The 24,299-nt window shown below is 64.6% G+C and carries 25 protein-coding genes and 2 tRNA genes; 13 read left to right on the top strand and 14 right to left on the bottom strand.

Features of this window, described 5'->3' with window-relative positions; genetic code table 11:
* Positions 1 to 62 precede the first annotated feature (62 nt).
* Positions 63 to 953 carry a crotonase/enoyl-CoA hydratase family protein gene (locus BJ6T_RS19895; RefSeq protein ID WP_014494261.1) on the top strand — a complete coding sequence of 297 codons (891 nt, stop codon included), beginning with the start codon at positions 63 to 65 and terminating at the stop codon, positions 951 to 953.
* 192 nt (positions 954 to 1,145) lie between these two features.
* On the opposite strand, the gene BJ6T_RS19890 is transcribed toward BJ6T_RS19895, so the two are convergent.
* The 3 genes from BJ6T_RS19890 to BJ6T_RS19880 all read right to left on the bottom strand — a co-directional run bounded on the left by BJ6T_RS19890 (position 1,146) and on the right by BJ6T_RS19880 (position 3,604).
* Complete coding sequence (locus BJ6T_RS19890) at positions 1,146 to 2,123, bottom strand: NADPH:quinone oxidoreductase family protein (RefSeq protein ID WP_014494260.1); 978 nt, start codon at positions 2,121 to 2,123, stop codon at positions 1,146 to 1,148.
* Positions 2,123 to 2,731: a 2-hydroxychromene-2-carboxylate isomerase gene (locus BJ6T_RS19885; RefSeq protein ID WP_028170191.1), complete on the bottom strand. Its 609-nt coding sequence runs from the start codon at positions 2,729 to 2,731 to the stop codon at positions 2,123 to 2,125. Before BJ6T_RS19885 ends, BJ6T_RS19890 begins: the two co-directional genes overlap by 1 nt.
* A gap of 171 nt (positions 2,732 to 2,902) precedes the next feature.
* On the bottom strand, positions 2,903 to 3,604 hold the full coding sequence (locus BJ6T_RS19880; RefSeq protein ID WP_014494258.1) for a glutathione binding-like protein: 702 nt from the start codon (positions 3,602 to 3,604) through the stop codon (positions 2,903 to 2,905).
* 110 nt (positions 3,605 to 3,714) lie between these two features.
* Between BJ6T_RS19880 and BJ6T_RS19875 the strand changes: the two genes are divergently transcribed.
* Positions 3,715 to 4,737, top strand: coding sequence for a methionine synthase (locus BJ6T_RS19875; protein WP_014494257.1), 1,023 nt, complete (start codon positions 3,715 to 3,717; stop codon positions 4,735 to 4,737).
* Entirely contained in the window at positions 4,737 to 4,967 is a 231-nt protein-coding gene (locus BJ6T_RS19870) for a hypothetical protein (protein ID WP_014494256.1), read from the top strand. The genes BJ6T_RS19875 and BJ6T_RS19870 overlap by 1 nt, the downstream gene beginning before the upstream one ends.
* Before the next feature lie 35 nt (positions 4,968 to 5,002).
* Here BJ6T_RS19870 and BJ6T_RS19865 read toward each other — a convergent pair whose 3' ends face one another.
* From BJ6T_RS19865 to BJ6T_RS19855, 3 genes are all read right to left on the bottom strand, one after another.
* Positions 5,003 to 5,623 (bottom strand): hypothetical protein, encoded by a 621-nt coding sequence (locus BJ6T_RS19865; protein ID WP_014494255.1) that lies wholly within the window; start codon positions 5,621 to 5,623, stop codon positions 5,003 to 5,005.
* Positions 5,624 to 5,777: 154 nt separating this feature from the next.
* Complete coding sequence (gene gpt / locus BJ6T_RS19860) at positions 5,778 to 6,305, bottom strand: xanthine phosphoribosyltransferase (RefSeq protein ID WP_014494254.1); 528 nt, start codon at positions 6,303 to 6,305, stop codon at positions 5,778 to 5,780.
* A gap of 38 nt (positions 6,306 to 6,343) precedes the next feature.
* Positions 6,344 to 7,081 carry a competence/damage-inducible protein A gene (locus tag BJ6T_RS19855; RefSeq protein ID WP_014494253.1) on the bottom strand — a complete coding sequence of 246 codons (738 nt, stop codon included), beginning with the start codon at positions 7,079 to 7,081 and terminating at the stop codon, positions 6,344 to 6,346.
* Positions 7,082 to 7,303: 222 nt separating this feature from the next.
* Between BJ6T_RS19855 and BJ6T_RS19850 the strand changes: the two genes are divergently transcribed.
* From BJ6T_RS19850 to BJ6T_RS19820, 7 genes are all read left to right on the top strand, one after another.
* A complete protein-coding gene (locus tag BJ6T_RS19850; RefSeq protein WP_014494252.1) occupies positions 7,304 to 8,722 on the top strand; it encodes a circularly permuted type 2 ATP-grasp protein in 1,419 nt (472 codons plus the stop codon).
* 4 nt (positions 8,723 to 8,726) lie between these two features.
* Positions 8,727 to 9,671 (top strand): alpha-E domain-containing protein, encoded by a 945-nt coding sequence (locus tag BJ6T_RS19845; protein ID WP_014494251.1) that lies wholly within the window; start codon positions 8,727 to 8,729, stop codon positions 9,669 to 9,671.
* Positions 9,672 to 9,790: 119 nt separating this feature from the next.
* The gene (locus BJ6T_RS19840; protein WP_014494250.1) at positions 9,791 to 10,639 is read left to right on the top strand and encodes a transglutaminase family protein; all 849 of its coding nucleotides are present in this window, start codon (positions 9,791 to 9,793) and stop codon (positions 10,637 to 10,639) included.
* 182 nt (positions 10,640 to 10,821) lie between these two features.
* Positions 10,822 to 11,988 carry an acyl-CoA dehydrogenase family protein gene (locus tag BJ6T_RS19835; RefSeq protein WP_240537984.1) on the top strand — a complete coding sequence of 389 codons (1,167 nt, stop codon included), beginning with the start codon at positions 10,822 to 10,824 and terminating at the stop codon, positions 11,986 to 11,988.
* Between the two features lie 54 nt (positions 11,989 to 12,042).
* Positions 12,043 to 12,450: a carboxymuconolactone decarboxylase family protein gene (locus tag BJ6T_RS19830; RefSeq protein ID WP_014494248.1), complete on the top strand. Its 408-nt coding sequence runs from the start codon at positions 12,043 to 12,045 to the stop codon at positions 12,448 to 12,450.
* Positions 12,451 to 12,564: 114 nt separating this feature from the next.
* Positions 12,565 to 13,323 (top strand): proteasome-type protease, encoded by a 759-nt coding sequence (locus BJ6T_RS19825; protein WP_028154691.1) that lies wholly within the window; start codon positions 12,565 to 12,567, stop codon positions 13,321 to 13,323.
* A gap of 33 nt (positions 13,324 to 13,356) precedes the next feature.
* A complete protein-coding gene (locus BJ6T_RS19820; RefSeq protein ID WP_014494246.1) occupies positions 13,357 to 14,115 on the top strand; it encodes an SDR family oxidoreductase in 759 nt (252 codons plus the stop codon).
* Between the two features lie 192 nt (positions 14,116 to 14,307).
* On the opposite strand, the gene BJ6T_RS19815 is transcribed toward BJ6T_RS19820, so the two are convergent.
* The gene (locus BJ6T_RS19815) at positions 14,308 to 15,546 is read right to left on the bottom strand and encodes an MFS transporter (RefSeq protein WP_014494245.1); all 1,239 of its coding nucleotides are present in this window, start codon (positions 15,544 to 15,546) and stop codon (positions 14,308 to 14,310) included.
* Between the two features lie 159 nt (positions 15,547 to 15,705).
* Between BJ6T_RS19815 and BJ6T_RS19810 the strand changes: the two genes are divergently transcribed.
* Positions 15,706 to 16,956 (top strand): NupC/NupG family nucleoside CNT transporter, encoded by a 1,251-nt coding sequence (locus tag BJ6T_RS19810; RefSeq protein ID WP_014494244.1) that lies wholly within the window; start codon positions 15,706 to 15,708, stop codon positions 16,954 to 16,956.
* A gap of 159 nt (positions 16,957 to 17,115) precedes the next feature.
* Here BJ6T_RS19810 and BJ6T_RS19805 read toward each other — a convergent pair whose 3' ends face one another.
* Complete coding sequence (locus BJ6T_RS19805; protein ID WP_014494243.1) at positions 17,116 to 17,655, bottom strand: cupin domain-containing protein; 540 nt, start codon at positions 17,653 to 17,655, stop codon at positions 17,116 to 17,118.
* Between the two features lie 162 nt (positions 17,656 to 17,817).
* A complete protein-coding gene (locus tag BJ6T_RS19800; RefSeq protein WP_014494242.1) occupies positions 17,818 to 18,105 on the bottom strand; it encodes an usg protein in 288 nt (95 codons plus the stop codon).
* A 402-nt stretch (positions 18,106 to 18,507) separates the two neighbouring features.
* On the opposite strand from BJ6T_RS19800, the gene BJ6T_RS19795 reads away from it, so the two are divergent.
* Positions 18,508 to 18,822 carry a co-chaperone GroES gene (locus BJ6T_RS19795; RefSeq protein WP_014494241.1) on the top strand — a complete coding sequence of 105 codons (315 nt, stop codon included), beginning with the start codon at positions 18,508 to 18,510 and terminating at the stop codon, positions 18,820 to 18,822.
* Between the two features lie 45 nt (positions 18,823 to 18,867).
* Complete coding sequence (gene groL / locus BJ6T_RS19790) at positions 18,868 to 20,508, top strand: chaperonin GroEL (protein WP_014494240.1); 1,641 nt, start codon at positions 18,868 to 18,870, stop codon at positions 20,506 to 20,508.
* Positions 20,509 to 20,664: 156 nt separating this feature from the next.
* On the opposite strand, the gene lepB is transcribed toward groL, so the two are convergent.
* The 5 genes from lepB to BJ6T_RS19765 all read right to left on the bottom strand — a co-directional run bounded on the left by lepB (position 20,665) and on the right by BJ6T_RS19765 (position 24,244).
* Positions 20,665 to 21,411, bottom strand: coding sequence for a signal peptidase I (gene lepB, locus BJ6T_RS19785; protein ID WP_014494239.1), 747 nt, complete (start codon positions 21,409 to 21,411; stop codon positions 20,665 to 20,667).
* A gap of 163 nt (positions 21,412 to 21,574) precedes the next feature.
* The gene (locus BJ6T_RS19780; protein WP_014494238.1) at positions 21,575 to 22,738 is read right to left on the bottom strand and encodes a slipin family protein; all 1,164 of its coding nucleotides are present in this window, start codon (positions 22,736 to 22,738) and stop codon (positions 21,575 to 21,577) included.
* A 334-nt stretch (positions 22,739 to 23,072) separates the two neighbouring features.
* Positions 23,073 to 23,140: transfer RNA gene (locus BJ6T_RS19775), tRNA-Gln, on the bottom strand.
* A 4-nt stretch (positions 23,141 to 23,144) separates the two neighbouring features.
* Positions 23,145 to 23,217 (bottom strand) — tRNA-Phe (locus tag BJ6T_RS19770).
* Positions 23,218 to 23,410: 193 nt separating this feature from the next.
* Positions 23,411 to 24,244 (bottom strand): LysR family transcriptional regulator, encoded by an 834-nt coding sequence (locus BJ6T_RS19765; protein ID WP_014494237.1) that lies wholly within the window; start codon positions 24,242 to 24,244, stop codon positions 23,411 to 23,413.
* Positions 24,245 to 24,299 lie beyond the last annotated feature (55 nt).

Raw genomic sequence — 24,299 nt, 5'->3', positions numbered from 1 at the left:
TAAACGAAAACTCAAAGCCCTCTGCCATCTGCGCAGCGAAAAACTAAAGGAAGGAAACCACCATGGCGTATGAGACCATCAAATACGAGGTCGCCGAGCAGATCCTCACCATCACGCTGAACCGGCCCGACAAGCTCAATGCCTTCAACGCGCAGATGCAGGCCGAGCTGATCGACGCGTTCGACGCCGCCGACAAGGACGACGACGTCCGCGCCATCATCGTCACCGGCGCCGGCCGCGGTTTTTGCGCAGGCGCCGATCTGTCGTCGGGTGCCGACACGTTCGATCGCGATGCGCGGCGCGGGCCGGTGAAGCGTTTCGCGGACGGCAAGGTCGATTACAGCGACCCGCAGGTGCGCGACGGCGGCGGTCAGGTGACGCTGCGCATCTTCAAGTGCCTGAAGCCCGTCATCGCCGCCGTGAACGGCCCTGCGGTCGGCATCGGCGTCACCATGCAGCTCGCGATGGACATCCGCATCGCCTCCGATGCCGCGCGCTTCGGCTTCGTGTTCTCCCAGCGTGGCATCGTGCCGGAGGCCGCCTCGAGCTGGTTCCTGCCGCGCATCGTCGGCATCTCGCAGGCGCTGGAATGGTGCTATTCCGGCCGCGTCTTCCCGGCCCAGGAAGCGCTCGCCGGCCGCCTCGTCAGCAAGGTCGTAGCTCCCGATGATCTTTTGCCGACCGCCCGAGCGCTGGCCAAGGAATTCGCCGCCAAGACCGCGCCGGTGTCGGTGGCGCTGATCCGCCAGATGATGTGGCGCATGATGGGCGCCGACGATCCCATGGAAGCCCACAAGGTCGACAGCCGCGGCATCTATACGCGCGGCCGCTCGGACGACGTCAAGGAAGGCGTGGTGTCGTTCCTGGAGAAGCGTCCGGCGCAGTTCAAGAACAAGGTGTCGAGCGATATGCCGGATTATTTTCCGTGGTGGAGCGAGCGGGAGTACAAGTGAGGCGGCGCGTCGCCTCCTTCCCCGCTGTCATCACCCGCGAAGGCGGGTGATCCAGTATTCCACCAGCGGGCATTATCACGATCGCTGGTGATTACTGGATGCCCCGCCTGCCGCCTACGCTAAAGCTTCGGCGGCCCTGGACCTCAGCCCCGGCGAAGCCTTGGCCTAGCCGGGTCGCGGGGCATGACACCGTCAATCCATCACAAGCGCCACGCGCCCGATCGCCTTGCGGTCGATCAACAGCCGCATCGCCTTCGCGTAATCCTGCAGCGGCAGGCGGTGCGAGATATTCGGGCGCAGCTTCCCCTCCTCCGCCCATTGCAGCAGCGCCTTGAGCCGCACCTCGCCGAGCGTGGGATTCTTCCGTACCGCCTCCCCCGCACGCACGCCGAGCACGCTGGCGCCCTTGATCAGCAAGAGGTTTGTCTTCGCCGAGCCGATGCCACCGGTAAAGCCGATCACCAGTAGCCGCGCGCCCCAGGCGATGCAGCGCATCGAGTTCTCGAACACCTCGCCGCCGACGGGATCGAACACGACGTCGGCGCCACGGCCGTCGGTGATGCGCTTCACGGCATCGCGAAACGGTTCGCGATCGTAGCGCACGAGATGGTCGGCGCCGCGCGATTTCGCAATCGTGAGCTTCTCGTCGCTGGAGGCGGTCGCGATCACGGTCGCGCCCAGCATCTTGCCGATCTCGACCGCGGCAAGGCCCACGCCGCCGCCGGCACCATGCACCAGCAACACCTCGCCCGGCATGACCCGGCCGCGATCGATCAGCGCGTGATAGGCGGTGCCGTGGCCGGCGAGATAGGTCGCGGCTTCCGCATAGTCGAACGTCGACGGCATCAGCGTGAGCTGCGAGGGCGTCACCACCGCTTCATCGGTGAAGGCGCCATGACGCATCTTCACGATGACCTTGTCGCCGACGGACACGCCGCTTGCCTCCGCGCCCACCTCGGTGACGTCGCCGGCGGCCTCCATGCCGGGCGTAAACGGCAGCTCCGGCTTGAGTTGATATTCGCCGGCCGCCATCAGCACGTCCGGAAAGTTCAATCCCGCGGCGCGGATCGCAACGCGCACCTCACCTGGTTTGACGGCGCGCGACGGAAACTCTTCCAGCCGCAACGTCTCGGGCGCGCCGAGTTCGCGGCAGACGACAGCCCGCACCATCAGGCCGCACTCGCCCTGCTGCGTTCGAGCGCCTCGCGGATCAGCGGCAGGCGGTCGTTGCCAAAGTACATGTCGGTCTTGCCCACGAAGATCGTCGGTGAGCCGAAGCCACCGCGTGCCACGACCTCTTCCGTGTTGGCCTTGAGCTGGTCCTTGATTGCCTGCTCGGAGATGCCGGCAAAGAACTTCTGCTCGTCGACACCGACCTTCCTGCAGATCTCGGCGAGCACGGCGTCCTGCGAGATGTCCTTGTCGCCGCCCCAATAGGTCTCGAACACGGCAGTGGCGAACGGCACCATGTCTTTCCCCAGCCAGATGCAGCCACGCATGGCCTTCACGCTGTTCACCGGAAACACCGTCGGCGGCATCTTGATCGCGAGGCCGGCCGAGCGCGACCAGTCGGCGAGGTCTTTTTTCATGTAGCGCGCCTTCAGCGGCACCGGCGTCTCGCGCTGCGCGTAGACGCTCGGATTGACCGTGTTGAAGATGCCGCCGACCAGGATCGGCCGCCAGACGATCTCGGCCCCCAGCTCCTTTGCCAGCGGCTGGATGTTGTGGAAGGCGAGGTAGGTCCAGGGGCTGGAACAGTCGAAGAAGAATTCCATCATGGCGTTTCCTTTGCGTCTTGTTTGTCGTGCTCTATCCCCGTCATTGCGAGCGCAGCGAAGCAATCCAGAATCTTTCCGCGGAACCAGTCTGGATCGCTTCGTCGCTTCCGCCTTCGCTCTTCGAGCTACGGCGGACAAGTCGCTCCTCGCAATGACGATAGGGCGAGCAGCCTACTTCTTTCCCAGCACTTCCTTGGCACGCTGGCCGAACATGATCTTGCGTGATTCCTCGTCGAACGGCTCTTTCACGAATTTTCCGATCGCAAGCCCCGCCTGCACCTGCGGCCTCGCGCGCACCTCGGCGTACCAGCGTTTCACGTTCGGATAGTCGTCGAGTGTAAAGCCCTGCGCCTTGTGAGTCATGGTCCAGGGAAAGCAGGCGATGTCCGCGATGGAATAGTCGCCGGCGACATAGGCGCCGGTCTTGGCCAATTGCCGGTCGAGCACGCCATAGAGCCGCGCGGCCTCGTCGCGGTAACGCTCAATCGCATAAGGGATCTTTTCAGCAGCATACAGCGCGAAATGGCCGTGCTGGCCGAGCATCGGCCCGAGGCCCGCCATCTGCCACATCACCCACTGGATGGTCGTCGAGCGGCCGCGCAGATCGCTGGCCAGGAAGCGGCCGGTCTTTTCCGCGAGGTAAATCAGGGTCGCGCCGGTCTCGAACGCCGAGAACGGTGCACCGCCGTCGGCGGGCGCGTGGTCGACGATCGCGGGAATGCGATTATTGGGGGAGACCGCCAGAAATTCGGGGCTGAACTGCTCGCCTGCGCGGATATTGACGGGCTTCACGTCATAGGGGAGCCCGAGTTCCTCCAGCATGATCGAGATTTTCCAGCCGTTCGGCGTCGGCGCATAATAGAGGTCGATCATCGCCCTTCCCTGTCGTCGCCAATGGAATAGAGAGCGACTTTTGTTGTTCTGTACCTTGACGTTAAGACATGGCAGGAAGGGGCGCAACACAACCTGCCGGGAGAGCCGCCATGCTGTTTCCAACCACGATCGCCGGCTCCTTGCCGAAGCCGGAATGGCTCGCCGAGCCGAACATGCTCTGGGCACCCTGGAAGTCGCAAGGCGACGAGCTTCTCCGCGCCAAGCGCGACGCGACGATGCTTGCCGTCAAGGTCCAGGAGGATGCCGGCATCGACATCGTCACGGAGGGCGAGCAGGCCCGCCAGCATTTCGTGCACGGCTTCCTGGAGAAGATCGACGGCATCGATTTCGCCCACAAGGTCGAGATGGGCATCCGCAAGGACCGCTACAAGGCGATGGTGCCACAGGTGGTCGCGCCGCTTCAGCTCAAGGGGCGTGTTCATGCCGACGAGGCGCGCGTGGCGCGCACGCACACGAAGAAGAAGCTGAAGTTCACCCTGCCCGGCCCGATGACCATCATCGACACGATTGCGGACCGTTACTACGGTGATCGCGTCAAGATGGCCTTTGCCTTCGCCGATCTCCTCAACGAGGAAGCCAAGGCATTGCAGGCCGACGGCGTCGATCTCGTGCAGTTCGACGAGCCCGCCTTCAACGTCTACATGGACGAGGTCAACGACTGGGGCATCAAGGCGCTGGAGCGTGCCGCGCAGGGGCTGACCTGCGCCACCGCCGTGCACATCTGCTACGGCTATGGCATCAAGGCCAACACCGACTGGAAGGAAACGCTCGGCAGCCAGTGGCGGCAATACGAGCAGATCTTTCCGGCGATCGACGCGAGCCCGATCCAGCAGGTCGCGATCGAGTGCCGCAATTCGAAGGTGCCGCTCGATTTGCTCGCGCTGCTCAAGACCAAGATCGTGCAGGCCGGCGTGATCGACGTCGCCAGCGACACGGTGGAGACAGCCGAGGACGTCGTGCAGGTGATCGACGCGGTGTCGAGGTTCGTTCCCAAGAGCAACATCATCGCCACCACCAATTGCGGCATGGCGCCGATGCGGCGCGAGATCGCCGAGGCCAAGCTGATGGCGCTCGGCGCCGGTGCCGCGCTGGCGCGCGAGAAGCTGGGATAATGGTGCTCCGAACGGCACTCGTCGTCACGGCTCTTGCGGCGATCACGTTGGCTGCGCGCGCGGAGGATCGCTCCGTCTTGCTGAATTGCAAGGCCATGGTCGAGCGCGTGTCGAAGGATACGGGTACTGCAACCGAGGCTGAGCTCACCCGTTGCCGCCAGGTCATCCGCGAATGGGCGCTGCGCGATGCGCGGACGACAGTGGATGAGCAAGGGCGGCCGCTGAAATAGCCACACGCCCGCTGCGTTCCCCCTTGCGGGGACGGTCAGGCGCGGTGTGCGCTCGGGTGCAGCGTGACCTCATAGCCGGCGCTCATCGCGCGCAACGTCGATGGCGGGGTCAGCAACTGCGCATCGTCGAGCTCGCGCGCACCTTCAACATAACCCGCCGCCGACCACAACAGCGTCCCGCCCTGCATCAGCAGAAAGCTTTGCTCGCCCTGCTGCAGCATCGCGCCGTCTGGAAGCTGCTCGAGCGGCACCAGCAGCGCGTGAAGCCGTTTCTTGCCGTGATCGAGCCGTTCGTGGTGCAGCACCGTGTCGATATCGTGCATGCGGACATCACGGACGCGGTTGCCCTGCTCCCACGCGGCTCGGAAGCGATTGGCATCGTCACGGCGGCAGTAGAAACAGGGGCGATGGCCGGCGGCAAGCGCAGTGGCCTCGTCGAGGAAGAACAGCTCGGTCCAGCTATGCGTCGCCATCACCTCGCGACGGCGGCCGCGGAATTCGCAAACACAGGTGAGCCAGGCCGGCGACGACCACCGCTTCTTGAGCAGCGTCCTGGTCGCGGGATCATGGATGATGCCGCGATTGCCGGTGAACAGGCCCCGGTGCGGCGTGGCGATGATGTCGCCGGTCGGCGTCACACGGTTTTGCAGGGGCATGGCTGCTCTCTTCTCCTTCTCCCCGCTTGCGGGGAGAAGGTCGGGATGAGGGGGAGCCTCCGCAAGGTCGGTGAGAATTAGACTCGCGGAGAGTCCCCCTCACCCGCGCCTTCGGCGCGACCTCTCCCCGCAAGCGGGGCGAGGTAGAGAAAGATCACGCCGCGCCGTCGCGCAGCGGCGGGTGGTAGGACAGCGCGGTGTCCCAGGGGAAGAAGATCCAGGTGTCTTGCGACACTTCCGTGATGAAGGTGTCGACCAGCGGGCGTCCCTTCGGCTTGGCGTAGACGGTGGCGAAATGCGCATCGGGCAGCATGTCGCGCACCAGCCTGCCGGTCTTGCCGGTGTCGACGAGGTCGTCGACGATCAGAAGCCCCTTGCCGGTGCCGCCGCCGAGCTTGATCGCCGCCTCGGACATGCCCTTGAGGACCTGGAGCTCGCCCTGCTTGTCGTGGTCGTAGCTGGCGATGCAGACCGTATCGATGATGCGGACGCCGAGCTCGCGCGCCACGATCGCGGCCGGCACCAGCCCGCCGCGGGTGATCGCGATGACGGCGTGGAACGGGCCGACCTCGTTGAGCCGCCAGGTCAGCGCCCGGCAGTCGCGGTGGAACTGGTCCCACGACACGGGAAAGGCCTTGCCGGCCCGCTCCTGCGCGCTCAGCTCCGGTGCTTCACCAGCCATTGTTGTCTCCTGCCAATCTTCATCCGGCAGCCATTCTGCTACCGGGTGATGTTCAATCCCGCCAGCATTTCCTTCACCGCCGCCATCGCCGCTGCCAGCTTGTCTGCGTCGCGCGAGCGCACCACCAGATTGGTGTTGGGCTTCTGTTCTTCGTCCATGAACGGATAGCTGCCGATGATGGTGTCGGGATGGGCGTTGGCGATCGCGCGCAGCGGGCTGCCGATGTCACCCTCCCGCGCATTGGCGCGGACCGATTCGGACAGCATGCGCACGCCCGATTTCAGCTTGGGCGAGACGATGTCCATCATCGCCTGCATGATCGAGGGCACGCCGGCCATGACGATGACGTTGCCGATCTTGAAGCCGGGGGCGAGGATGGTGGCGCTCTGGATCAACTCGGCGCCGTCGGGGATGCGGGCCATGCGCAGGCGGGCCTCGTTGAGGTCCTGCTCGCTCCAGCGCTCGCGGAAGCGGGCAACGACCTCGGGATGATGGTCGATGCCGACGCCGAACGCCTTGGCGACGCTGTCGGCGGTGATGTCGTCATGGGTCGGCCCGATGCCGCCGGTGGTGAAGACATAGGTGTAGCGTTGCCGCAGCGCATTCAGGGCGGCGATGATGTCGTCCTCGTCGTCGGAGACGACCCGGACTTCCTTCAGGTCGATGCCGATATTGGTCAGGTATTCGGCGATGAAGCCGATATTCTTGTCCTTGGTGCGGCCGGACAGGATTTCATCCCCGATGACCAGAATGCCCGCCGTGACGATGTCGCTCATACCTTAAGTCCCTCACCTGTCGGCCCGACTTTGCCGAGGTAACGCGTTGAAGTCACGCGGTTTTGCTGCCGAAATAAGCAGTCCTCAGCCATTTTTTGAGGCACCCTCCCGGCTGTCGCCGGCAAATGCCACAACTCCATGCTTATCGCGCTGGCCCAGCCCTTGCTACCTCCTCAGAGTCATGCACTCTTGCCGCATGGCCACGGAGACAAGTCGGGATCTATGGCAGTCGCGTTTGATGAAATGAACATTCCCGGTGGGGACCTTCGCCCCGCCTATCAGGAGCTGGCACGCTGGCTCAAGGAGACGCCTCCCGAGGCGCTCGAATATCGCCGCCAGGAGGCCGAGCTCCTGTTCCGCCGCATCGGCATCACCTTTGCCGTCTATGGCGATTCCGAATCCACCGAGCGCCTGATCCCCTTCGACGTGATCCCGCGAATCATGTCCGGCAAGGAATGGGCGCTGCTGGAGAAGGGCCTGAAGCAGCGCGTGCGCGCGCTCAACATGTTCCTGCGCGACATCTATCATGGCCGCGACATCCTGCGCGCCGAGGTCGTGCCCGACGACCTGATCTTCCAGAACCCGGTGTTCCGCCCAGAGATGAACGGCCAGCAGGTGCCGCACGACGTCTACGTGCACATTGCCGGCATCGACATCGTCCGGGTCGATGCCGAGGACTTCATCGTGCTGGAGGACAATGCCCGTACGCCGTCGGGTGTGTCCTACATGCTGGAAAACCGCGAGATCATGATGCGGTTGTTTCCGGATCTGTTTGCCCGCCACAGGGTGGCGCCGGTCGAACGCTATCCGGACGAGCTGCTCTCCGCCCTGCGCTCGGTGGCGCCGCAAGGCGCCTCCGGCGAGCCGACGGTCGCCCTGCTCACGCCCGGCGTCTACAACTCGGCCTACTACGAGCACTCCTTCCTTGCCGACAAGCTCGGCATCGAACTGGTCGAAGGCCGCGACCTCATCGTCAAGAACAACGAAGTGTTCATGCGGACGACCGAGGGGGTGAAACGGATCGACGTGATCTATCGCCGCGTCGACGACGATTTCATCGACCCCCTCACCTTCCGCCCCGACTCCGTGCTCGGCGTGCCCGGGCTGATGTCGGCCTATGCGGCCGGCAACATCACGCTCGCCAACGCGGTCGGCACCGGCATCGCCGACGACAAGGCGATCTACTCCTACATGCCGGACATCGTGAAATTCTATCTCGGCGAAGAGCCGATCCTGAAGAACGTACCGACGTGGCGCTGCCGCGAGCCGAAGGACCTTGCTTACGTGCTCGACAATCTCGGCGAGCTCGTCGTCAAGGAAGTCCACGGCTCCGGCGGCTACGGCATGCTGATCGGCCCCGCCGCGACGAAAGCGACGATCGAGGCCTTCCGCGAAAAGCTCAAGCGCGAGCCGGAAGGTTTTATCGCGCAGCCGACGCTGGCGCTCTCGACCTGTCCGACCTGTACGGCAAGCGGCCTCGCGCCACGCCACGTCGACCTGCGGCCCTTCGTGCTCACCGGCAGCAAGAGCACCACGATCGTGCCCGGCGGGCTGACACGGGTCGCGCTCAAGGAAGGCTCCCTGGTTGTGAATTCGAGCCAGGGCGGCGGCACCAAAGACACCTGGATCCTGGACGAGTAGTCAGATGCTGTCGCGTACCGCCGAAAACCTCTACTGGCTCGCCCGCTATGTCGAACGGGCCGAATATCTCGCGCGCACCATCGATGCGACGCTGCGCGTCACTGCGCTTCCCGCCGCCTATATCGGCAAGACCAATGAATGGGACTCGGCGCTTCTCACCGCCGGCGTCGCCGCGAGCTTCTATCAGCAATACGAAGTCGCCAACGAGCACAACGTCGTCGACTACCTCTCGTTCTCGGCAAACAATCCATCATCGATCAGGAACTGCATCGAGGCGGCGCGGCTGAACTCGCGCTCGGTGCGCACCGCGCTCACCAGCGAGATGTGGGACACCATCAACTCGGCCTGGATCGAACTCCAGGAGGTCTGGAGCAAGGGCACCTCCACGCGCGAGGATCTCGCAAAATTCCTGCGCTTCGTGCAGGAGACTTCGCTGCGCTTCGACGGCTCGGCCTACCGGACCATGCTGCGCAACGACGCCTACTGGTTCTCGCGGATGGGCGTGCATCTGGAGCGCGCCGACAACACCGCGCGCATCCTCGACGTGAAGTACCATGTGCTGCTGCCCGAGGAGGAGCATGTCGGCGGTCCGCTCGACTTCTATCAGTGGAGCTCGATCCTGCGCTCGGTCTCGGCGCTGACGGCCTATCACTGGGTCTATCGCGAGACGCTGAAGCCGTGGTTGATTGCGGACCTGCTCATCCTCAACGACACGCTGCCACGCTCGCTGGCAAGCTGTTACGGCAATCTCGTGCGCAACCTCGACCAGATCGGCGTCGCCTATGGCCGCCAGGGCCCCGCCCAGCGCCATGCCCGCGGCATCCGCAACCGGCTGGAACACAGCAATATGAACGACATTTTCCAGCATGGCGTGCATGAATTCATTCAGGAATTCATCGCGGACAATTCCAGGCTGGGCGAAATCATCACGAAGCAGTATTTGATCTAGTCGAGACTGAAACCTTCACCCTTCGTCATTCCGGGGCGATGCAAAGCATCGAACCCGGAATCTCGAGATTCCGGGTCAGGTCCTTCGGACCATCCCGGAATGACCGATCTAGAAACACCATGCGCCTGCGAATCCAGCACACCACGACCTATCGCTATGAGCCGCCGGCCACCAGCGTGATCCAGATCCTGCGCATGACGCCCGGCAGCCATGACGGGCAATATGTGGCGGAGTGGCAGATCGACGTCTCGACCGACACCAAGCTCGACACCCATGAGGACGCTTTCGGCAACGTCACCCACGTGCTGTCCTGCGGACCCGTCGGTGACATCAAGATCACCGCCGAGGGCCTGATCGAGACCCACGACACCGGCGGCGTGCTGCGCGGCGCCGACGAGCGTTTTCCGGCCGGCATGTTCCTGCGCGCCACCGACCTCACCACCGTCAATCCGGCGATGACGGCGGTCGCGCGGCAGTTGCGCAGCGAGGCCGAGAGCGACACGCTCGGCTTCCTGCACACGCTGATGACGCAAATCAGCGATCACATGACCTTCGACGAGGATCCGACCAACAGCGGCACCTCGGCGGCGGAAGCGTTCACGCTCAAGCGCGGCGTCTGCCAGGACTACGCGCACATCTTCATCGCCTGCGCCCGCAGCGGTGGCGTGCCGGCGCGCTTCGTCTCCGGCCATTTCCTGCGCTCGGACGGCACGGTGCACCAGGATGCAGGCCATGCCTGGGCGGAAGCCTACGTCGACGGTCTCGGCTGGGTCGGCTTCGATCCCGCCAACTGCATCTGCACCACCGACGCCCATGTCCGCGTTGCGATCGGGCTCGACTATCTCGGCGCAGCCCCCGTGCGAGGCACCCGCTATGGCGGCGGCGCGGAGACGCTGACGGTGGCCGTGAAGGTCGAGCAGGCCGGCCGCGGCGGGCAATCGCAGTCGCAGTCACAGCGGCAGAGCTAGGCGCGGCGGTATCTCGTCACGAGACATCCGCGGTGCAATCGCGTCGCAGCGTTACAGCTGTAATCGACGACCGCCGCGCTGAAACCGTCCCGTAGCGCCATCTCTTCAACCTCCGTTGTGATCCGTTTCCGCAACAGAGGTTGAGACAGATGCGGCTTCACGAAAAGAACAAGAAGCATTCCGTGCCCCTGCGCGATCCCCACCAGGACATGCTTGTGGGGATCCGGGAGTTGGCTCCCGAGATCAAGGCACGCGCCGCCGAGATGGAAGCTGCGCGCCGCATCCCGCCCGACCTGGTGGAGCGGTTGAGATCGATCGGACTCTTTCGGATGTTCGTTCCGCGGAGCCATGGCGGACTTGAGCTGGATTTTCCGGCCGGACTGGAGGTCATCAAGGCACTGACCCAACTCGACGGCTCGATCGGCTGGATCTCGATTGTCGGCGGAGTCGGCAGCCTTTTCGCCGCCGCGGCACACCCTGAACTGTACCGGCGAATTTATCAGGACGGACCGGACGTGGCGATCTGCGGCTCATCCCAGCCGGGTGGCACGGCAGAGCGCGTGGCCGACGGCTATCGCGTCAAGGGCCGCTGGCCATTCGCCAGCAGTTGCACCCACGCCGACTGGATCGGCGGGTTCTGCATCGTCACCGAAAATGGCAAGCCGGTCCCCGGCCCGCAGGGCAAGCCGCAGGTTCGCGTCGTTGTGCTGCCGGCACGTGACTGGGACATCGAGGACACCTGGCACGCGGCAGGGCTGAAGGGCACCGGCAGCCATCACATCACGCTGCGGGAGACGCTGGTTCCCGAGACCCATGTCTTCGATGTCGAAGCTCCCCCTCGCATGTCGGGTCCGCTCTATCAGGCATTGCGGGAATGGCTGCCGTTGGTTCACGGCACATTTTCGGTGGGTCTCGCCGAGGGCACTGTCGAGGACTTGCTTGCGCTGGCCCATACCGGGAGGCAGCAATTGTATGCGGCCGTCCCGATGCGGGAGTCCGAGACCTTCCAGTACGAGCTCGGCCGGATTTCCGCCAACCTCCGGGCTGCGCAGGCCTTTCACGAGGTGCAGATTGCCAGCCACTGGCGCCGCGCATTGGCCGGCACGCTGAGAGACGAAGACCTCATGATCGAGGGGGCGCGATCCGCGGTCTGGCTCGCCACGACCTGCGTCGGCATCGCGGATGCCTGTTTTGCGCTGGCCGGAAGCAGCGCGGTCTACGACAGCTCGCCGCTGCAGCGGCGCCTGCGCGACCTGCACGTCGGGGCGCAGCACGCTCACGCGCAGCAGCGGCAATATGTCGACGTCGGCAAGCTGGCCTTGCGCCGCTCGGCTGAAGATGCCATCTGACCGCATCAGCCGTGCTACACTCGCGGGATCAGACCCGACCCCGCGAGGTATCCCATGGCGACCGTAAAGCTGCTTTCGGACGATGAGCTCTCCGCCGAGGCGCGCGCCGTCTTCGACGATATCCGCAAGGTGCGGAAGTCGGACTTCGTCAACAATTTCTGGCGCGCGCTGGCGCATGATCCGAAGACGCTGCGGCGGACCTGGGAGAGCATCAAGGAGGTGATGGCCCCCGGCGCGCTCGATCCCAAGATCAAGGAAATGCTCTATGTCGCGGTTTCGATCGCGCACGGTTGCAGCTACTGCATCCATTCGCACACCGCGGGCGCACGGGCCAAGGGCATGACCGAGGCCGAATATGGCGAGATGCTCGCCATCGTCGGCATGGCCGCGGAGACCAACCGGCTGGTCACGGCGCTCGGCGTCCCGGTCGACGCGGCGTTTCTCGTCGATGCCGCTGACTGAGCGGCAGGGGTAGCCGTTTCGCCGGCGAATGACGACCTCCCCCGGGGAATCGGGGGTTTCATGCCTCCCCGAAATTGGTTAGTAATTCCGCGCAAACGCGTTCGGGGACTGGAAATGACCTATTGTTGCGGAATCCTGGTTCGGGACGGTCTGGTGATGATCGCCGACACCCGCACCAATGCCGGGCTCGACAATGTCTCGACTTTCCGCAAGCTCCACATCTTCTCGAAACCCGGCGACCGCATCATGGCGATCGCCAGCGCCGGCAACCTCGCCATCAGCCAGTCGGTGCTGTCGACGCTGACCGAAGGCCTGGAGGACCCCACCACGGGCGAGGTCGAGACGCTGATGAACGCGCCGACCATGTTCCAGGCCGCCCAGCGCATCGGCCGGGCGATCCGGGCGGTGCACGCGACCGAAGGACCCGCGCTGAGATCCGAAGACGTCTCCTTCGACGTCTCCTTCCTGTTCGGCGGCCAGATCAAGGGCGCGCGCATGCGCCTGTTCATGGTCTACACCGCCGGCAATTTCATCGAGTGCACCACGGATACGCCCTACCTGCAGATCGGCGAGCACAAATACGGCAAGCCGGTGCTTGACCGCGCCATGCATTACGATGTCGAGCTCTACGAGGCGCTGAAGACCGGCCTGATCTCGATGGACTCGACCATGCGCTCCAATCTCGGCGTCGGCCTGCCGATCGACGTGCTGGTGGTGCGCAGCGACGCCTGTGATGCCGATCTCAACCACCGCATCGAGGCGGGCGAGCCCTATTTCCACGACCTGCGCTCGCGCTGGTCGGCAGCCTTGCGCGCGGCGCATCAGAACATTCCGCGGCCGCCCTACAAGAACGAAAAAGAACCAAAAACCTGACAGCCAACTTGAAGAGAGAAAAGGCAGGAAACGATGAGTGAAGCAAACAAGATCGCAGTGGTGACGGGCGCGGGCACCGGTGTCGGGCGCGCGGCGTCGCTGGCGTTGATGAACATCGGCTTCACCGTGGTGCTGGTCGGGCGCCGGCTCGACATGCTCGAGGAGACCGCGAAGCTCGGCCCCGCGGGCAAGAGCCTGTGCGTCACCGCCGACATGACCAAGCCGGACTCCATTGCCGCGCTGTTCGACAAGGTGAAGGCGACCTACGGCCGGCTCGACGTGCTGTTCAACAATGCCGGCATGGGCGCGCCGGCGGTGAACTTCGAGGATCTCAGCCTCGAGCAGTGGCAGGCGGTGGTGAACACCAACCTCACCGGCCCGTTCCTGTGCACCCAGCACGCCTTCCGCATCATGAAGGACCAGAACCCGCGCGGCGGCCGCATCATCAACAACGGCTCGATCTCGGCGCACGCGCCGCGGCCGTTCTCGGCGGCCTACACCTCGACCAAGCACGCCATCACGGGTCTCACCAAGGCCTCCAACCTCGACGGCCGCATGTACGACATCGCGGTCGGCCAGGTCGACATCGGCAACGCCGCGACGCCCATGACCGACCGCATGGTCAACGGCCCCGGCGTGCTGCAGCCCGATGGCACGACCAAGCATGAGCCGCGCATGGACGCCAAGGCGGTCGGCGACGCCGTCGCCTACATGGCCGGCCTGCCGCTCGATGCCAACGTGCTGACCATGACGGTCATGGCGACCAAGATGCCGTTCGTGGGGCGGGGCTGAACTAAAAACGCGAAAACAACCCCATGCACAGTAGACACCGGTCTCGCCCCGCTAACGGGGTGAGGCCGGCCAAATCCCTCTGCTGCTTCCACAATCGTCATTGCGAGCGCAGCGAAGCAATCCAGACTGTCTCTGCGGCAAGATTCTGGATTGCTTCGCTGCGCTCGCAACGACGGATGAGAGAGCGGAGCCCTACTCCAAACTCTCCACTTGCCGCAGGCTCGGAAACAGCTTCATCCACAGCAGCGCCACCCCGACCGTGCAGACGCCGCCGAGCACGGCCGCAGGCATGGCGCCGAGCAGCGCGGCTGCGACGCCGCTCTCGAACTGGCCGAGCTGGTTGGAGGCGTTGATGAAGAGGAAGTTCACCGCGCCGACGCGGCCGCGCATCTCGTCGGGGGTTGAGAGCTGCACCAGCGAGAAGCGGATCACGACGCTGATCGTGTCGGCCGCGCCGAGAATGGCAAGCGACAACACCGACAGCCACATCCAGGACGACAGCGCGAACACGACCGTGGCGACGCCGAACACGATCACGGCCTGAAACATGCGCAGGCCCACATGCCGCGAGATAGCGTGACGCGCCAGCACCATGGTCATCAGCAGCGCACCGACCGCGGGCGCGGCGCGCAAGATCCCGAGCCCCATCGGACCGGTCTGGAGGATGTCGCGGGCATAGATCGGCAACAGCGCGGTCACGCCGCCGAACAGCACCGCGAACAGATCGAGCGAGATGGTGCCGAGGATCGCGGGGTTGCTGCGGATGAAGCGAACGCCGGCGAAGATGTTGTCGGCGTCCGTCCCCTCCTTGGAGACCGCCTGCGGGCGCGGCCGGATGAAGCCGGTCAAAATCATCCCGAGAATCCAGAACAGCAGCATCACGGCATAGGCGAGGTGCGGCGCGACTGCGTAGGCAAAGCCGCCGAGCGCCGGCCCGGTGATGGTCGCGACCTGCCCCGCGCCGCTCGCGACTGCGGTTGCGCGCTGGAGCGATCCCTGCGGCGCGATCAGCGGCAAGAGAGCCGCGGTGGTCGGGCTCTCGAAGGCGCCGGCAATGCCGAGCACGAAGGTCGCGATGAAGATCTGCACCTCGCTGACCGCGCCGAGATAGGTGATGATGCCGAGATAGAGTGCGGTCGCCGCTTCCACGAGCTGGCAGAGCTGGACCACGCGCTTGCGCTCGAAACGGTCGGCGGCGTGGCCGGCGACGAACACCAGAAGCGCGGTGGGCAGGAATTGCACGAGGCCGACCATGCCGAGATCGAAGGCCGAGCCGGTGATATCGTAGATCTGCCAGCCGATCGCGACCGCCGCGATCTGGCTGGAAAAGCGCGACAGGCTGCGCGAGAGCAGGAAGAACAGGAAGGCGCGGTGGGAGAGAAGTGCGCGGGCGGTGACCGGCGGATTCGAGGATATCGGCTGCTCTGTCATCGCCTCTTGGGTCACGCTTGGACCGTCCGCCCCCTGATTTCGACCTGCCCCGCGTGGCTGACGCAGGCCTGCTTGTCAACAGCGGGCGGCTCCAGCGGCCTTCCGGCATTGCGTTTGCAACGCACGCGCGGCCATAATCATTGAAGGTTTGGGGACATCATGCTTCGGCTGCAATCGGCACTCGGCGTTTTCGCATTGCTATTGATCGCCTGGGTGCTGAGCGAGAATCGCCGCGCGGCTTCGGCTCGCCAAGCAGCGATCGGGCTTGTCGTAACCTTCGTCACCGCGTTCGTGCTCCTAAAGGTGCCCGTCGTCGCGCGCGCCTTCGGCGCCATCAACGACGCGGTCGGCGCGATCTCGGCGGCCTCGCGCGCCGGCTCCTCCTTCGTGTTCGGCTATATCGGCGGGGGCACCCTGCCCTTCGACGTAAAAGTGCCGGGCGCCGATTTCATCCTGGCGTTCCAGGCGCTGCCGATCGTGCTGGTCATGAGCGTGCTGACGACGCTCTTGTTCTATTGGCGCGTGCTGCCACCGGTCGTGCGCGGCATGGCCTGGCTGCTGGAGCGGACGCTGGGCGTCGGCGGCGCGGTCGGGCTCTCGACCGCGGCCAACATCTTCCTCGGCATGGTCGAGGCACCGCTGTTCGTGCGGCCGTATCTGGCGCAGATGACGCGTAGCGAATTGTTCCTGGTGATGACCGGCGGCATGGCCGGCATCGCCGGCACGGTGCTGGTGCTCTACGCGACGCTGCTGGCGCCGCTCATTCCCGATGCCGCCGCCCATTTCGTCATCGCCTCCGTGCTGGGTGCGCCGGCCGCGATCCTCGTCAGCCTGATCATGGTGCCGGAGACTTCAGACAAGCGCACCGGCGGCGCGCTGGAGGATCCTGAGATGGACGTCTCCGGCCCGATGGATGCGATCGTGAAGGGGACGAGCGCGGGGATCGAACTGCTGATCAACATCGTCGCCATGCTGCTGGTGCTGGTAGCGCTGGTCTATCTCGTCAATGCCGTCCTCGGCCTGCTGCCCAATATCGGCGGCGCCGCGATCTCGCTGCAACGGCTGCTCGGCCTCGTGATGGCGCCGGTGTGCTGGCTGATGGGATTGCCCTGGGACCAGGCGGTGACCGCCGGCAGCCTGATGGGCACCAAGACCGTGCTCAACGAGCTGATCGCCTATGTCGACTTCTCGAAGCTGCCGCCCGATACGCTCGATCCGCGCTCGCGCCTGATCATGCTCTACGCGATGTGCGGCTTCGCCAATTTCGCCAGTCTCGGCATCATGATCGGCGGCTTAGGAGTGATGGCGCCGGAGCGGCGCGAGGAGATCAACGCGCTGGGATTGAAGTCGATCGTGTCGGGGACGCTGACGACGTGTTTGATGGGCGCGGTGGTGGGGGTGTTGAGTTAGGCTCTCTCCACCATCATTCCGGGGCGCTGCGAAGCGGCGAGCTACGGTGCGCAATTGCGCACCTAAGAATCCATCGGGCGTCAGCACATGCGGAGAAATGGATTCTCAGGTGCGCAATTGCGCACCGTAGTTCGCGCTGCGCGCGCCCCCGGAATGACATCAGGCCTTCAACTCCACCGTCTTGAACTCCGCCGGCAGGATCACCTCCAGCAGCTCCACGTCATCCGAGTAGTCCAGGATCATGTGCTTGATCTTCGGCGGCTGGGTCCAGGCGCTGCCTTCCTTCATCAGGGTCTCGCCCTGCCCGTCCATGTAGGTCTTCACCCAGCCCTTGAGCACGTAGACCATCTGGAATTCGACGTCGTGGAAGTGCAGCTTCGACACTTCGTTCGGATCGCAGGGGCCTTGCAGGCGGATCACGTGGGCTTGCGCGAGACCGTGGCTGGCTTCGGCAATGCCGAGGTCGCGGTACTTGGCGTAGGCGCGCAGGCCGTCGGCCTTGAAGTCTTCCTCGCGGTGATGGCTGATGGCGATGCGCTGCTTGGGACGCGCGGATTTTTTCGGAGCGGCCTTTGCCGGTGTCGTGCGCGCCTTCGCCTTCACCGCCTTGCGCGCCGAGGATCGTGCCGCGGCCTTGGCTCCGCTCCGCTTCTTCACCGCGGCCTGGGTCGCGCTGCGCGATTTTGCTTTCTTGGCCATGGGCCGCCTCCCTGTTGTTATGGGAGGAAGCTAGCACAGAACGAGATATCGTAGGGTGGGCAAAGCGAAAGCGTGCCCACCATTGCCAGACGCAATCGCGGAGAGACGGTGGGCACGGCGCGCAAGCGCGCCTTTGCCCGCCCTACGATGCCAGCGTGCCGTTCAATGCAGCCGGAACACGCCATCCACGGCGCGCAGCTCGGCCGGCTTGATCAGCTTGGAATGCGCGACGGTGACCGAATGGAGCGGACCGTCGAGCTTCTCCTGCCAGAACGCCAGGAAATCCTTCAGCGCCGGAAATTTCGGAAACATGTCGTAGTTCTGCCAGACGTAGGTCTGGAGAAGCGAGGGATGATCGGGCATCCGATAGAGAATTTGCGCCGTCGTCAGCCCGTAACCCAAAAGCTGTTTCCGGAAATCCTCGGAAACGCCCCCACTCCGCAAGCCCATGCCAACCTCCTTTGCAGGAGCGCATTCAAGGGGCGGCTTGGTCGGTGTGCGCCTTACGAGCCACCCGGAACTGATGCGCTCACATGAGAGATATGTGACGCAAACTGACAATTCATCTCAAGCCTAAAAGTTTAACAAGTTGTTGAAATTCAATGCTTTAGCAGCAGAGGCGGCTCCGTGCTAATACGGTCATCCGAGGGGCTTCGAAGGGGCCTCCAAGGCCGGTTAACGATGGTAAAGAGATTTTGGCACCCGGGCCTTCAGAGTGCCGATTTTTCTGCTAGAAGCCCTTGCCCCCGCAAAATTCCTGTCCTATTTCAGCCTCGCCTGTGCTAGCACTCGCGGGCACAGACTGCTAACGACCAAAAATTCCCAACTCGTGCAAATACTTAGGAGGACTGCATGAAATTCCGTCCGCTTCACGACCGCGTCGTGGTCAAGCGCATCGACGCAGAAGAGAAGACCGCTGGCGGCATCATCATTCCCGACACTGCCAAGGAAAAGCCCTCCCAGGGCGAAGTCGTCGCCGTTGGTCCCGGTGGCCGCGACGAAGCCGGCAAGCTGATCCCGATCGACCTGAAGGTCGGCGACCGCGTGCTGTTCGGCAAGTGGTCCGGCACTGAAGTCAAGATCGACGGCGTCGATCTGCTGATCATGAAGGAAAGCGACATCATGGGCGTCCTCGACGTCCCCGCTTCCAAGAAGAAGGCGGCCTAAGAGCCCCCTCTCTCACCCAGCCACACCCCTCAAGGAAAAATCCAGATGGCAGCTAAAGAAGTCAAATTCTCCGTCGATGCGCGCGACAAGATGCTTCGCGGCGTCGACATCCTCGCCAACGCGGTGAAGGTCACGCTCGGTCCGAAGGGCCGCAACGTCGTGCTCGACAAGTCGTTCGGCGCTCCCCGCATCACCAAGGACGGCGTCACCGTCGCCAAGGAGATCGAGCTCGAGGACAAGTTCGAGAACATGGGCGCACAGATGGTGCGCGAAGTCGCTTCGAAGTCCGCTGACGCGGCCGGCGACGGCACCACCACCGCCACCGTGCTGGCCCAGGCGATCGTGCGCGAAGGCGCCAAGTCGGTTGCCGCCGGCATGAACCCGATGGACCTCAAGCGCGGTATCGACCTCGCGGTCGAAGCCGTCGTTGCGGACCTCGTCAAGAACTCCAAGAAAGTCACCTCGAACGACGAGATCGCCCAGGTCGGCACCATCTCGGCCAACGGCGACGCGGAGATCGGCAAGTTCCTCGCCGACGCCATGAAGAAGGTCGGCAACGAGGGTGTCATCACCGTCGAGGAAGCCAAGTCGCTGGAGACCGAGCTCGACGTCGTCGAGGGCATGCAGTTCGACCGCGGCTACATCTCGCCCTACTTCGTCACCAACGCCGACAAGATGCGCGTTGAGATGGACGACGCCTACATCCTCATCAACGAGAAGAAGCTCTCCTCGCTGAACGAGCTGCTGCCGCTGCTCGAGGCCGTGGTGCAGACCGGCAAGCCGCTGGTCATCGTCGCCGAGGACGTCGAAGGTGAAGCGCTCGCGACCCTGGTCGTGAACCGCCTCCGTGGCGGCCTGAAGGTCGCGGCCGTCAAGGCTCCGGGCTTCGGCGATCGCCGCAAGGCCATGCTGCAGGACATCGCGATCCTGACCGGCGGCCAGGCGATCTCGGAAGATCTCGGCATCAAGCTCGAGAACGTCACGCTCAACATGCTCGGTCGCGCCAAGAAGGTGATGATCGACAAGGAGAACACCACGATCGTCAACGGCGCCGGCAAGAAGGCCGACATCGAGGCGCGCGTGGCCCAGATCAAAGCGCAGATCGAGGAGACCACCTCGGACTACGACCGTGAGAAGCTCCAGGAGCGTCTCGCCAAGCTCGCAGGCGGCGTCGCGGTGATCCGCGTCGGCGGCGCGACCGAGGTCGAGGTGAAGGAGCGCAAGGATCGCGTTGATGACGCGATGCATGCGACCCGCGCCGCGGTCGAAGAAGGTATCGTCCCGGGCGGCGGCGTCGCCCTGCTCCGTGCCTCCGAGCAGCTCAAGGGCCTGCGCACCAAGAACGACGACCAGAAGACCGGCGTCGAGATCGTGCGCAAGGCGCTGTCGGCTCCCGCTCGCCAGATCGCGATCAATGCCGGTGAAGACGGCTCCGTGATCGTCGGCAAGATCCTGGAGAACAAGGCGTACGCCTACGGCTTCGACTCCCAGACCGGCGACTATGCCGACCTCGTCAAGAAGGGCATCATCGACCCGACCAAGGTGGTCCGTACCGCGATCCAGAACGCAGCTTCGGTTGCGGCCCTGCTGATCACCACGGAAGCCATGGTCGCCGAGCTGCCCAAGAAGGGCGGCGCCGGTCCGGCGATGCCCCCGGGCGGCGGCATGGGCGGCATGGACTTCTAAGGTCCAACCACCTCAAGCACTACGAAACCCCGGCAGCGATGCCGGGGTTTTTGTTTTTGAGACGTCATTCCGGGGCGCGCGAAGCGTGAGCTACGGTGCGCAATTGCGCACCGTAGCTCGCGCCCAAGAGGGCGCGCCCCGGAATGACGGGGGCCCTCACCATACCTTCCCCAGCCGCTCCATGTGCGGCTCGCCGTCTTCGTCCAGCGACCAGAAGATCCGCGTCACCCGCCCGACGAGGTTGTCCATCGGTACGAAACCGATATTCGCCATCACGCGGCTGTCGCTCGAGTTGTCGCGGTTGTCGCCCAGCACGAAGAAATGGCCCGGCGGCACGGTGTAGACATTGGTGTTGTCGTAGTAGCCGTTCTCGACGCAGTCGTAGGTGATGTAGGAATTGCCATTGGGCAGCGTCTCGCGCCAGCGCTTGACCTTGACGCTGCCATCCAGACCGCAGGCGGTGCCGGCTAGCCCGTTTGCGAGCGCGACGCGCGTCACCGGTCTGTCATTGAGGAAAAGCTGTCCCTGCCGCATCTGGATGCGGTCGCCGGGCAGCCCGACCACGCGCTTGACGTAGTCGACCGAGGTGTCCCTTGGCGTGCGAAATACGACGACGTCGCCGTGCTCGGGCTCGGCGGCAAAGACACGGCCCGAGATCAACGACGGCGCGAAAGGGAAGGAATAACGGCCGTAGCCATAGGCGTATTTGGCGGCAAAGACGTAGTCGCCGACCATCAGCGTCGGTGCCATCGAACCCGACGGGATGTTGAACGGCTGATACAGGAAGAAGCGAAACAGGAACGGCGGCGACCACAGCACCGGGATCAACAGGATCAAGACGACGATCGCTTTCCATTCCCGTGGCCGGGCCGTGGGGCGGATCGTCTGCTGAAGAGTGGTCATGCGCTTGCCATGATCGAGATTGTGCTCGTCACCGTGAAATTACGCAACCTTCGCGCGCGTGCAATACCTACTCATGGTCTTGGTCGCACGGGCGCGCTCACGCGTTCATCGCGAGCGTCGACAATGCAGATGTGAAGGGCCGCCCGTGGGCGGCCCTTCTGCTTCATGCGCTCTCGGGCGCCTTCAGGCGCACGAGCCGGGTCAGGAGGGCATCGAGGCCCTCGCCGTTGCCGGCATGGAGATCGATGCGGCCGACCTTCTCGACCAGCCGCTCCAGCGACTCCAGCTCCTTGAGCCGCAGCAGCAGGGGGTTCTCCTCCATCAGGCGGGCGGTGTTCAGGAGCGAACGCGTCGCCGCGGTCTCCTCCTGCCGGCGGATCAGGTTCGCCTTCGCGACCCGCTCCGCCTCCACCACCTTGTTCACCAGCTCCCGGATCTCGCCGGGCAGGATCACGTCCTTGACGCCGAGCTCGGTCACCTCCACGCCGGACTCTGCGACGCGTACACGCACATAGTCGCGCAGCTCCGCATCCAGCGCCGCCTTCGCAGACAGCACCTCGTCCAGCGTCCGGCCCGCCACCGCCTCGCGGATCGCGAACTGCACCAGGCGGTACAGCCACGCATCCACGTCGGGCACGGCCGCAACCGTGCGCTCGGGATCGACGATCCTGCGGAACGCCGTCAGCGTCAGCCGCAGCGCGATGCGATCCTTGGTCAGCATCTCCTGCGCGGTGATCTCGACCGCCTGGGGCCGCAGGTCGAGGCGCTTCACCTCGATCTTGCGGCCGACGGTCCAGAAGGCGTGCCGGCCGGGCGCAAGCCGCTCCACGAGCCGGCCCTCGACATAGAGCAGGCCCGCCTCGTGGTTCTCGACCACCGCTTCCATCACGACGGTCGAGCGGTTGCGCTCGATCATGGTCAGGTGCCGCGCGCCAACCCGGGGATCGGCGGACACATCGATGCGCTCGACATCGATGCGGGTCGCGACCTTCCAGTAGACGCGCACCTGCCAGGGCGTCATCAGATGCACGGGCCGGCCGTCGAGGCTGACGATGGCGATCTCGTCCGCCGTGGTCTCGATCGCCTCGAACAGCTCGGCGGCGAGATCAGGCCGCGCGGCCTTCAGCACCGCGTAGCGATCCGTGGGGAATTCGGTCCCCACGACGTTGTACACGGTCGCCGTCAGCTCGTTGCGCAGATCGAACAGCCGATGCCGACCAGGCGCGAGCACACGCTCGAGCTGGCCGTTTCGCGTGAGTAGCGCGCGCTCACCGTCCTTCACGGTGACATTGGTCGTCAGCAAATGCCAGGTCTTATGTGACGTCATGGCACGCCTCCTTCGTTTGCGCCCGGCCGGATGCCGGACGACAGGTTTCGTGTGCAAAGGACGTGAGGACGCGGACGACGCTTCCCGGGAAATCGGCGGGCCGGGGCTTGAGCTTGCGCGATGACGGGCGCACGCGCGCGATCGCTCGACGCGTGTCGAGCGTTCGTGCGGAGCCACCCGGCATCAGCGCAAGCGGTATCCACCGCGGCGCGAAGCCGGTCTCACAGTGTCTTAGTTCGGACGGAAAGCCTTTCGGCAAAACGGCCGGACTGCGACTGAAGCGCGCGTCCGGTCCTCGTCAGAGGTATCAGCTTTTCAGGCTGAAACGGAGCGCTTGGAGCGGGATTCGAACCCGCGACCCGATGATTTCAACGTCACCTGCTCTACCCAACTGAGCTATCCTTCGTGGGGCAAGAGATCGGAATCGAACCGATGCCTTCGGGTGTTCAGCCCGACGCTCTCCATGAGCCACATCCTGCGTTTGCCCTTCATTCGGCGGAACACGAAACCGCAGAGCGGCTCGCGCCAGTCGGGATCTCAGAGAGCCCGAACCCATAGCCTAGCGAAGGACGGCGCTAATAGACGAAGCACGTTCGGGTTACAAGGGGGAAAGCCAAGATTTTTCGTCACGCACTCCGCACTGTGACGCGATGATCACAATGCGGGGTGACGTCAACCGCGCGACGTTTCCTGAAAACACGCCCTCACCCAGTCGATCGTGACACGCGTCGCGGGATCGCGCTTGAGATGGTTCTGCACCAGCAGCCAGGCGTCGCGCCGCTTCGGCAGCAGCGTGGCACGCAGGCGGCGATCGCCGAGCAAGTCCGCGCAAACATACTCCGGCAACACGCCGGCGGCCCGATGCGCGCGGATCAGATTGCGGATGACGCGAACGTTGTCGGTGACGCAGCGCGCACGGGCTGGCTTCATGCGCAGGAATTGCATCTCGGGAATGGCACCGAGTTCGTCCGGATAGGCGCACAGCACCGGCTCGCCCTCGGTCGCAACAGGCTCGAAATAATAAATGCGGATCTCGCCGAGCCTGGAGATCGCGAAGTCACCCTTGTCGGGTTTGCGCAGCCGGATGGCGAGATCGGCCTCCCAGCGCGAGAACTTGACGTTCTCGCTCGAGGTGAGGAATTGCAGCGTCAGGCCGGGATTGGCGCGCAGGAAGTCACTCGCGCGCGGCGACAGCACCTCCTCGGCGAACGTGTTGGTGGAGGCGATGCGCAGGCGGCCGACCGGACCTGCCAGGCTCGCGCCGACGCGACCGATCTCGGCGGCATGTGCGGCCATCGCCTCGACATGCGCCAGCACCGCCTCGCAACTCCGCGTCGGCCTGCGGACGCCGTCGGCGGCCTCGAACAGACGCAAACCGAGCGCACGCTCGATGCGCGACAGCCTGCGCCCGACCGTGGTTTCGTCGATGCGCAGCCGCGCGCTGGCGCCCGCGTAGGTGCCCTCGTCCCTGACGGCGGCGATGATGCGCAGATCGTCCCAGTTCATTGCGTCAGGTTATACCGGCCGGGAGCAGCCTGCAATATCGCAGCCACCCGCTGCA

Source organism: Bradyrhizobium japonicum USDA 6 (assembly GCF_000284375.1).
Lineage (GTDB): Bacteria > Pseudomonadota > Alphaproteobacteria > Rhizobiales > Xanthobacteraceae > Bradyrhizobium > Bradyrhizobium japonicum.
Note: the sequence above shows the minus strand (reverse complement) of the source record. Positions and strands in the feature narration are given on the sequence as shown.

Coding starts and splice junctions, on each gene's coding strand:
- BJ6T_RS19895 (WP_014494261.1), top strand. CDS start 63: ATGGCGTATGAGACCATCAAATACGAGGTCGCCGAGCAGATCCTCACC.
- BJ6T_RS19890 (WP_014494260.1), bottom strand. CDS start 2,123: ATGGTGCGGGCTGTCGTCTGCCGCGAACTCGGCGCGCCCGAGACGTTG.
- BJ6T_RS19885 (WP_028170191.1), bottom strand. CDS start 2,731: ATGATGGAATTCTTCTTCGACTGTTCCAGCCCCTGGACCTACCTCGCC.
- BJ6T_RS19880 (WP_014494258.1), bottom strand. CDS start 3,604: ATGATCGACCTCTATTATGCGCCGACGCCGAACGGCTGGAAAATCTCG.
- BJ6T_RS19875 (WP_014494257.1), top strand. CDS start 3,715: ATGCTGTTTCCAACCACGATCGCCGGCTCCTTGCCGAAGCCGGAATGG.
- BJ6T_RS19870 (WP_014494256.1), top strand. CDS start 4,737: ATGGTGCTCCGAACGGCACTCGTCGTCACGGCTCTTGCGGCGATCACG.
- BJ6T_RS19865 (WP_014494255.1), bottom strand. CDS start 5,623: ATGCCCCTGCAAAACCGTGTGACGCCGACCGGCGACATCATCGCCACG.
- gpt (WP_014494254.1), bottom strand. CDS start 6,305: ATGGCTGGTGAAGCACCGGAGCTGAGCGCGCAGGAGCGGGCCGGCAAG.
- BJ6T_RS19855 (WP_014494253.1), bottom strand. CDS start 7,081: ATGAGCGACATCGTCACGGCGGGCATTCTGGTCATCGGGGATGAAATC.
- BJ6T_RS19850 (WP_014494252.1), top strand. CDS start 7,304: ATGGCAGTCGCGTTTGATGAAATGAACATTCCCGGTGGGGACCTTCGC.
- BJ6T_RS19845 (WP_014494251.1), top strand. CDS start 8,727: ATGCTGTCGCGTACCGCCGAAAACCTCTACTGGCTCGCCCGCTATGTC.
- BJ6T_RS19840 (WP_014494250.1), top strand. CDS start 9,791: ATGCGCCTGCGAATCCAGCACACCACGACCTATCGCTATGAGCCGCCG.
- BJ6T_RS19830 (WP_014494248.1), top strand. CDS start 12,043: ATGGCGACCGTAAAGCTGCTTTCGGACGATGAGCTCTCCGCCGAGGCG.
- BJ6T_RS19825 (WP_028154691.1), top strand. CDS start 12,565: ATGACCTATTGTTGCGGAATCCTGGTTCGGGACGGTCTGGTGATGATC.
- BJ6T_RS19820 (WP_014494246.1), top strand. CDS start 13,357: ATGAGTGAAGCAAACAAGATCGCAGTGGTGACGGGCGCGGGCACCGGT.
- BJ6T_RS19815 (WP_014494245.1), bottom strand. CDS start 15,546: ATGACAGAGCAGCCGATATCCTCGAATCCGCCGGTCACCGCCCGCGCA.
- BJ6T_RS19810 (WP_014494244.1), top strand. CDS start 15,706: ATGCTTCGGCTGCAATCGGCACTCGGCGTTTTCGCATTGCTATTGATC.
- BJ6T_RS19805 (WP_014494243.1), bottom strand. CDS start 17,655: ATGGCCAAGAAAGCAAAATCGCGCAGCGCGACCCAGGCCGCGGTGAAG.
- BJ6T_RS19800 (WP_014494242.1), bottom strand. CDS start 18,105: ATGGGCTTGCGGAGTGGGGGCGTTTCCGAGGATTTCCGGAAACAGCTT.
- BJ6T_RS19795 (WP_014494241.1), top strand. CDS start 18,508: ATGAAATTCCGTCCGCTTCACGACCGCGTCGTGGTCAAGCGCATCGAC.
- groL (WP_014494240.1), top strand. CDS start 18,868: ATGGCAGCTAAAGAAGTCAAATTCTCCGTCGATGCGCGCGACAAGATG.
- lepB (WP_014494239.1), bottom strand. CDS start 21,411: ATGACCACTCTTCAGCAGACGATCCGCCCCACGGCCCGGCCACGGGAA.
- BJ6T_RS19780 (WP_014494238.1), bottom strand. CDS start 22,738: ATGACGTCACATAAGACCTGGCATTTGCTGACGACCAATGTCACCGTG.
- BJ6T_RS19765 (WP_014494237.1), bottom strand. CDS start 24,244: ATGAACTGGGACGATCTGCGCATCATCGCCGCCGTCAGGGACGAGGGC.